Origin of the sequence: Mycobacterium sp., from assembly GCF_035697385.1 — a bacterium.
Classification (GTDB): domain Bacteria; phylum Actinomycetota; class Actinomycetes; order Mycobacteriales; family Mycobacteriaceae; genus Mycobacterium.
In genome coordinates this window covers 1-8,318 of sequence record NZ_DASSCY010000171.1, presented here as the reverse complement: position 1 = coordinate 8,318, position 8,318 = coordinate 1, and the positions used below count along the sequence as shown (strand labels likewise).

The following is an 8,318-nucleotide window of genomic DNA, read 5'->3' as shown; positions in this document are numbered from 1 at the left end:
CATGGCGCCGTTACCTGTGCTGTCACACATTTCGGGGCTGCGCCGTCTAGTGGGTATGACACAGAAATCCCGCATCGCGCCCGTAGCGCCGCAGCGCGCCTCGCTACTGACCAAGATCTTCTATCGGGTGGCCAAGCGGCGGTTCGGCGAGGTGCCAGAACCGTTCGCCGTCGCCGCGCATCATCCCCGGCTGATGCTGGCCAACATCGTGCACGAGGGCATGCTGGGATTGGCGTCGAAGAAGCTGCCGAAGAACGTCCTCGAACTGGCGGTGTTCTGGACGGCCCGCACCGTCGGGTGTTCGTGGTGCGTCGACTTCGGCGCGATGCTGCAGCGCCTCGAGGGTCTCGACGTCGACCGGTTGAAGGACATCGACGACTATGCAACCTCGCCGCGCTACACCGAGGACGAGCGCGCTGCCATCGCCTATGCCGATGCCATGACGAAGGACCCGCACACCATCACCGACGAGCAGGTCGACGATCTATGCCGCCGCTTCGGGGAGGATGGCGTGATCGAACTGACCTATCAGATCGGGGTCGAGAACATGCGCGCACGCATGTACTCCGCGCTGGGCATCACCGAGCAGGGCTTCAATTCGGGTGATGCGTGCCGGGTTCCGTGGGCTTCGCCGGAGGGCAAGAGCGTAGCGACCGGGGATTAGTCCCGATGAGGACGCAGCGGCGAAGCGGTGAACTTGTCGGGGTTGGCGATATCCCAAATAGCGCAGACCCTTCCATCGCGCACCGTCATCGCCGTCACTCGCGGAGTCATCGCCGGACGGCCCTCGCTGCCGGGAGCGCCGCGCGTGTAGCTGCCCAGCTGGCCGTTGACCATCGCCAGGCGGTTCGACTCCAGCCACCCCGGCCCGTAGCGGCGGGCCAGGCCGAACAGGAAGCGCGCCACCTTGTCGGGCCCGTGAATGACGCGCGCGGCCGTCGGCGCCTTGCGGTTCGAGTCACCGGTGAACGTCACATCCGGATGTAGCAGGGCCACAACGGCTTTCATGTCACCGGCGACGAGCGCCGCCATCAGCGCGCCTGCGACCTCGTTGTGGGTGTCGTCACTCACCGGGGGCGGTGCGGACGCCAGCGCCCGGCGCGCTCGGGACGCCAGTTGGCGCGCCGAGGCCGCACTGATCCCCAGCACGTCGGCGATCTCGGCGAACGGCACATCGAAACCGTCGTGCAGAACGAACGCGACGCGCTGATCGGGGTTGAGCCGCTCCAGCACCACCATCGCGGCGAATCGCGCGTCCTCGCCGGCCACCACGACCGAGAGCGGGTCCGAGCCGCCGAGCTCAGTGACGACCGGCTCAGGCAGCCATTCGCCGAAGTAGGTTTCCCGCCGGTGCGCGGCCGAGCGCAGCCGGTCCAGGCTGAGCCTGCTCACCACGGTGGTCAGCCACGCCCGAAGATCGTTGATGGCACCGGAGTCGACGGAGTCCGACGGCTCCTCGCGCAAGCGCTCGTCGCGGTCCCACCGCAACCAGGCGTCCTGAACGACGTCCTCGGCGTCGGCGACGGTGCCGGTGAGCCGGTAGGCGACGGCCAGCAGATGCGGTCGCAGCTCCTCGAACTCGTCGACGCGCGTGCTCGCGGTCATGGTTCGAGTCTAGGCCGGGACCTTAGAGCCGCAATCCGTCGCAAATCCGTCGTCCTGGAACGATTTACGTGTTGGTCCTCCTTGGCAACTACGGAAACCGTATATTGCGCGCATGGCAATCAAGGAACCACCGGCGACCGCCGTCGGTGACAAGGGGCTGCAGGCAGGCGCCCTTGGTCTCGTCGGCAACATCGTCATCGGGCTGGCGGCGGTGGCGCCCGCGTACAGCCTGGCCGCCACACTTGGCTACGTCGTCCTCGCAGTCGGTGAGAAAGCACCATCGATGTTCGTGCTCGCGTTCATCCCGATGCTGCTGGTCGCCTTCGCGTATAAGGAACTGTCGCAAGACACCCCCGACTGCGGCACGACCTTTACATGGGGCACCAAGGCGTTCGGGCCGTGGATTGGGTGGATCGGAGGCTGGGGCCTTGCTGTCTCGGCGATCATCGTGCTGGCCAACGTCGCAGAGATCGCCGCGATCTACATGTTCAGGTTCCTCGGGCTCGACGACCTGGCCGAGAACCTGTTCACCAAGCTCCTGCTCGGGTCGTTCTTCATCATCGCCATGACGCTGCTGAGCGCGCGCGGCATCGTCGTGTCCGAACGAGTTCAGAATGTGCTCATCGCCATCCAGTTCGGCGTCCTGATCGTCGTCAGCATCATTGCGCTGATCCGGGTGTTCGCCGGCAACGCCGGTGCACAGGCGATCACTCCGCAGCTGTCCTGGCTGTGGCCCAGCGGGCTCGACGCATCCTCGATCGCGGCCGCGATCATTTTGTGCATATTCATCTACTGGGGCTGGGACGCCTGCCTGGCCGTTGGCGAGGAGACCAAGGACCCCGGCCGCACACCCGGCATCGCGGCCGTGATCACGACACTGATCCTGGTATGCACCTACGTGCTGGTGGCCTATGCCGTGCAGTCGTTCTCGGGGTTCGGTGACGTGGGAATCGGCCTGAACAATGCGATGAACACCGACGACGTCCTCACCGTCCTCGGTAAGCCGGTGGCAGGCACGATAGCGGCGTCGCTGCTGTTGCTCACCGTTTCGGTTTCCGCGCTGTCATCAACACAGACGACGATCCTGCCCACCGCGCGCGGCACTTTGTCAATGGCAGTGTATGAGGCTATCCCCAGACGGTTTTCGCATGTGCATCCGCGCTACATGACGCCGGCGTTCGGCACCATGGTCATGGGCTTGACGGCGCTTGGCTTCTACCTGGTGCTGACCTTCCTGTCCGAGAACGCGCTCGCGGACTCGGTGGCGTCGCTCGGGCTGGCGGTGGCGTTCTACTACGGCATCACCGCTTACTCGTGCGTGTGGTACTTCCGGCGAAGTCTCTTCACCTCGACGCGAAACCTGTTCATGCGCGGGATATTCCCGCTTCTCGGTGCGCTGGCGATGACGTGGGCGTTCGTCCAGAGTGCCATCGACATGATCCAGCCGGACTACGGCTACACCGCCTACGGTCCGATCGGCGGGGTCTTCGTCCTCGGCGTCGGCATGCTGGCGTTGGGAGTTCCGTTGATGCTGCTGTGCTTCGCATTCGGCACCAAGCGGTTCTTCCGAGGCGAAACCCTCACGCCGGAAACCGAAGTCAAGGTTCCGGACGTCTTCTAGGAGAAGTGGCTATGAAAGTACAGGAACAGCAATGCATTTGACTGTCGGATACCTGGCCACCCCCACCGGCGACGACGGTGTCGCTCTGGCCGGTGCGCTCGCCAAGACCTTCGATGCCGACGTCGACGTCGTCCTGGTCGTGCGCGAGGAACTACCGGACGGCCATCCCGGCCGCGCCGAATACCAGCTGCTGCTAGTCGAGCGCGGCGAGGAGTGGATCTCCAGGGCCATCGACGCGCTGGCAGCCAGGGGCGTGAGCGCCTCGTCAACAGTTCTTGTCGGCGAGTCATACGCCGAGTCGCTGATCGAGTTCGCCCAGCAGAAGAGCTCGGATTTGATCGTCATCGGCGGCGCACGCGACGGCATCTTCGGCGGCCACGTCATCGGCTCGGTGGCCGGTGCGCTGCTGCACCGCTCCCCCATGCCCGTCGCACTGGCCCCGCGCGGTTACGCCGACGACCCGCCGGAGCGGACCACGTCAGTGACGGCCGCGGTGCCGACCCGCCCTGGCGCCGACAACCCGCTGCCGTTCGCGATCACCCTCGCCAGCGCAGCCGAACTACCGATCCGCATGGTGACGCTGGTGTCGGCGGAGAACCTCGCCGAAGCCGAGAACCTGGCCGAACTGCGCCAAATCCAGGTGGCGGCCGCCGAGCAGAACTGCGCGGTCGCCGCCCGCGCACTGCCGGATGCACCCGACATCGAATGCGTGGTCGCCGACGGCATGACGCTGGAATCCGCGCTGAAGAAGCTCAATTGGGACGCCTCGGACCTGCTGGTCGTCGGCTCCAGCCGATTCGCCCCACCACGGCGGGTGTTCTTGGGGTCGACGGCTGCGCGCATCCTTGCCGGCACCGACGCGCCGGTGGTCGTCATTCCCCACGACTGAGAAGCGCCAGTCCTACGGCTCGAAAAATCGCGAAGATCTCGAGCGGTAACGAACGTTCGGCCGTCAGCGCTTGGCGAAAATCGTTCGGTGCCAGTCCTTGTCGGCAACGCCGGTGATGTCGCTCATCACGTGCTTGATGGTGAGGTACTCCTCGAGCGAGTAGTCGCTCATGTCTTTGCCGAAGCCAGACGCGCCCATACCGCCGTGCGGCATCTCGCTGATGATCGGGATGTGGTCGTTGATCCACACACAGCCCGCCTTGATCTCGCGCGACGCGCGCTGCGCGCGGTACACGTCACGCGTCCACGCCGACGCGGCCAACCCGTAGTCGGTGTCGTTGGCCTGCCGCAGCGCATCGTCGTCATCGGTGAAGGGCCGGACCGTCAGCACCGGCCCGAAGATCTCGTCGCGGTACACCTCCGACTCCTCAGAGACATCGGCGATCAGCGTCGGCAGGTAGAACGACCCCGGCAGATCAGGAGCGGCGCCGCCGGCGACGATGCGGCCACCCTGGCCGGGCGCACGGGCCACCATGCCCGCAACCTTGTCGCGATGGGCCATCGTGATCAGCGGGCCGAGATCGGTCTCCGGATCATGCGGATCTCCGACGACGACCTTGCTCATCACCTCGCCGACTCCGGCGACGAAGTCGTCGTACAGTTCGCGCGCCACGATGGCGCGGGTGGCCGCGGTGCAGTCCTGGCCGGTGTTGATCAGCGACCCGGCGACCGCACCCTGGATCGCCGCGTCGAGATCGGCGTCGTCGAACACCACGACCGGCGCCTTGCCGCCGAGATCGAGCTGGGTGCGATGGCCGTGCACGGCGGCGGCGGCCATTACCTTGCGGCCGACCGCCGTCGACCCGGTGAACGTCACCACGTCGACGTCACGGTGTCCTGCCAGCGCCGTGCCGACATCGGCGCCTAGGCCGGTGACGACGTTGAACACCCCGTCGGGCAGCCCTGCCTCGCTGGCCAGGCGGGCCAGCGTCAGCGTCGTCAACGGGGTCAGCTCGCACGGTTTGATCACGACGGTGCAGCCGGCGGCCAAGGCGGGCAACACTTTCCAGACCGCCATCTGTAGCGGGTAGTTCCACGGGGTGATGGTTGCGACGACGCCGACGGCCTCGCGCCGGATGCTCGACGTGTGGTCGCCGGAGTACTCCGCGGTGGCCTTGCCCTCGAGGTGGCGGGCCGCGCCTGCGAAGAAGTCGATGTTGTCGATGCTGCCTGGCACGTCGAACTCGGCGGCCAACCGCACCGGCTTACCGGTCTGGCTGACCTCCTCGGCGACCAGCTCGTCGGCGCGCTCGCCGGCCAGCACCGCGAGCTTGGCCAGCACCGCCGAGCGTTCGGCCGGCGTCGCATTCGCCCAGCCACGTAACGCCGCGCGCGCAGACGCCACCGCCTTGTCGACGTCGGAGGGTGCTGCCAGCGCATAATCCGCGACGGCCTCGCCGGTCGCGGGATTGACGACCCGATGCAGGCCGCCGCCGGTGCTTACCGGGGCGCCGTCGATCCAGCTGCCTGCCACGCTGGTGGAAACCGCCACACTCATACGCCAACGCTAACCGAAGCCGATGGACGCGGCTACGCATTCCCGCGTCGGCACCGCCTCCGAACGAGTGATTTCATGGCTGTGGTTGCTTGTAACGACGGATTCCGTGCACAATCACAGGCATGGCCAACGGGGGTGCTCCGCACATCCAGCCCATCTCGCTCCGTGTCAACACGTCTAGACCCGGCGCGGCGTTCCAGCTTGACGACTTGTCGAAGCAGATTATCGAGAAGTTGCAGCAGGACGGCCGCCGGTCGTACGCAGGCATCGGCAAGGCGGTCGGGCTGTCCGAGGCCGCGGTGCGTCAACGGGTCCAGCGTATGGTCGACGCCGGCGTCATGCAGATCGTCGCTGTCACCGATCCCATGCAGCTGGGCTTCGCCCGCCAGGCCATGATCGGCATCCGCTGCACCGGCGACACCACCAGGGTGGCCGAGAAGCTGGCCGCCATCCCCGCCGTTGACTACGTCGTGCTCACGGCAGGCTCCTTCGACGCGATCGTCGAAGTGGTTTGCGAGGACGACGACGACCTACTCGACCTGCTCAACACTCAAATCCGCGCGCTTCCTGGGGTGATATCCACCGAGACACTTGTTTACCTGAGACTCGTTAAACAGCAATACAATTGGGGTACAAGATGACGACTACCGATATCACACAAGAAGTTTCGACCGACCTGGGCGCAAAAGCCAACCGCCACCTGTGGGGTCATTTCGCGCGTCACGGTCAAGGCATCACGCCGCCGATCATCACTCGCGGCGAAGGCGTCACCATCTGGGACGACAAGGGCAAGAGCTACATCGACGGATTGAGCGGCCTTTTCGTGGTGCAGGTCGGCCACGGTCGCAAGGAGCTCGCGGAGGCCGCGGCCAAGCAGGCCGAGCAGCTGGCGTTCTTCCCGTTGTGGTCCTATGCGACACCTCCGGCGATCGAGCTCGCGGAGCGGATCGCGGGCTATGCGCCAGGTGACCTGAACCGGGTGTTCTTCACCACCGGCGGCGGCGAGGCCGTCGAATCCGCGTGGAAGCTGGCCAAGAACTACTTCAAGCTCACCGGGAAACCCGGTAAGTACAAGGTGGTTTCGCGTTCCATCGCCTATCACGGCACGCCGCAGGGCGCATTGGCCATCACCGGCCTGCCCGTGTTCAAGGCGCCGTTCGAACCGCTCACACCGGGTGGCTTCCGGGCACCGAACACCAACTTCTACCGGGCACCCGCGCCCTTCGAGCACGACATCAAGGCGTTCGGCCAGTACTGCGCCGATCGCATCGCCGAGGCCATCGAGTTCGAGGGTCCCGACACCGTCGCCGCCGTCTTCCTCGAGCCGGTGCAGAACGCCGGCGGCTGCTTCCCGCCGCCCCCAGGGTATTTCGAGCGGGTCCGCGAAATCTGCGACGAGTACGACGTGTTGCTGGTGTCCGACGAGGTGATCTGCGCCTACGGCCGGATCGGCTCGATGTTCGCCTGCGACGACTTCGGTTACGTGCCGGACATCATCACCTGTGCGAAGGGGTTGACGTCGGGCTACTCGCCTATCGGCGCGATGATCGCCAGCGATCGGCTCTTCGAGCCGTTCAACGACGGCAAGACGACGTTCGGGCACGGCTACACGTTCGGCGGCCATCCGGTGTCGTCGGCGGTGGCGCTGGCCAACCTCGACATCTTCGAGCGTGAGGGCATCAACGACCACGTCAAGGAGATGGCGCCTGCATTCCGGTCGACGCTCGAACAACTCTATGACCTGCCGATCGTCGGCGATGTCCGCGGTGAAGGGTTCTTCTACGGCATCGAGCTGGTCAAGGACAAGGCCACCAAGGAAACCTTCAACGACGAGGAATCCGAGCGGCTGCTGCGCGGCTTCCTGACCCCCGCGATCTTCGAGGCCGGCCTGTACTGCCGCGCCGATGATCGTGGTGACCCAGTCGTTCAGCTCGCGCCGCCGTTGATCAGCGGGCAGAAGGAATTCGACGCGATCTACGAGATTCTGCACGGCGTGCTGAGCGAAGCGAGCCGGCGGCTCTAAGCCCCGCGCTAACCTCGGGCCGGTGAGTGCCCAGCCCAAACCGCCGGTCGACCCTGTCCGGTGGCAGCCGCCGTCCGTCGATCCGCTGCCGGAGTTCGGACCCGCCGAGCTGACTGTCGTTCCCGTTCCGGGCAACGCGCCGGAAGACGTGGTGGTCGACGGTGACGGCCAGATCTGGACCGGGGTCGACGACGGCCGGATCGTGCGGATCTCGCAGGAGGGTGGCGAGCCGTCGGTGGTCGCCGACACTGGTGGGCGCCCGCTGGGGCTGGCGGTCGCGCGCGACGGCCGGCTGTTGATCTGCAACAGCCCTGGCGGTCTGCTTGCGCTTGACCCGTCGAGCGGCAAGGTGGAGACCCTTGTCGAAGAGGTCGACGGCCGGCGGCTGCAATTCTGCTCTAACGTCACCGAAATGCCGGACGGCACAATCTTTTTCACCGAGTCGACCAGTGCGTTCACCTATGCGCATTTCAAGGGCGCGGTGTTGGAGGCGCGTCCCCGCGGCAGCCTGTTCCGCCGCGACCCGGACGGCACGGTGTTGACCGTCGTGCCGGGGTTGTACTTCGCCAACGGCGTGACACCGACAGCCGACGGCTCAGCGCTGGTGTTCGCCGAAACCATGG

General features: G+C 66.0%; 8 protein-coding genes. 6 read left to right on the top strand and 2 right to left on the bottom strand.

The window, feature by feature from the left end; genetic code table 11:
• A partial coding sequence (locus VFH65_RS14035) for a carboxymuconolactone decarboxylase family protein (RefSeq protein ID WP_353322293.1) occupies positions 1-664 on the top strand: 664 nt, incomplete at its 5' end.
• Here the strand turns inward: VFH65_RS14035 and VFH65_RS14030 are convergent.
• Positions 661-1,605 (bottom strand): sigma-70 family RNA polymerase sigma factor, encoded by a 945-nt coding sequence (locus VFH65_RS14030; protein ID WP_353322292.1) that lies wholly within the window; start codon positions 1,603-1,605, stop codon positions 661-663. The genes VFH65_RS14035 and VFH65_RS14030 overlap by 4 nt on opposite strands.
• Before the next feature lie 112 nt (positions 1,606-1,717).
• Between VFH65_RS14030 and VFH65_RS14025 the strand changes: the two genes are divergently transcribed.
• Both VFH65_RS14025 and VFH65_RS14020 read left to right on the top strand, forming a co-directional pair.
• Complete coding sequence (locus VFH65_RS14025) at positions 1,718-3,226, top strand: APC family permease (RefSeq protein WP_353322291.1); 1,509 nt, start codon at positions 1,718-1,720, stop codon at positions 3,224-3,226.
• A gap of 31 nt (positions 3,227-3,257) precedes the next feature.
• Positions 3,258-4,115, top strand: a complete 858-nt coding sequence (locus VFH65_RS14020; RefSeq protein WP_353322290.1) for a universal stress protein — start codon at positions 3,258-3,260, stop codon at positions 4,113-4,115.
• 63 nt (positions 4,116-4,178) lie between these two features.
• Here VFH65_RS14020 and VFH65_RS14015 read toward each other — a convergent pair whose 3' ends face one another.
• Complete coding sequence (locus tag VFH65_RS14015; RefSeq protein ID WP_353322289.1) at positions 4,179-5,672, bottom strand: gamma-aminobutyraldehyde dehydrogenase; 1,494 nt, start codon at positions 5,670-5,672, stop codon at positions 4,179-4,181.
• 122 nt (positions 5,673-5,794) lie between these two features.
• On the opposite strand from VFH65_RS14015, the gene VFH65_RS14010 reads away from it, so the two are divergent.
• From VFH65_RS14010 to VFH65_RS14000, 3 genes are all read left to right on the top strand, one after another.
• Positions 5,795-6,313: an Lrp/AsnC family transcriptional regulator gene (locus VFH65_RS14010; RefSeq protein ID WP_353322288.1), complete on the top strand. Its 519-nt coding sequence runs from the start codon at positions 5,795-5,797 to the stop codon at positions 6,311-6,313.
• Complete coding sequence (locus tag VFH65_RS14005) at positions 6,310-7,695, top strand: aspartate aminotransferase family protein (protein WP_353322287.1); 1,386 nt, start codon at positions 6,310-6,312, stop codon at positions 7,693-7,695. The genes VFH65_RS14010 and VFH65_RS14005 overlap by 4 nt, the downstream gene beginning before the upstream one ends.
• A gap of 22 nt (positions 7,696-7,717) precedes the next feature.
• The coding region (locus VFH65_RS14000) for an SMP-30/gluconolactonase/LRE family protein (RefSeq protein ID WP_353322286.1) at positions 7,718-8,318 on the top strand (601 nt) is incomplete at its 3' end.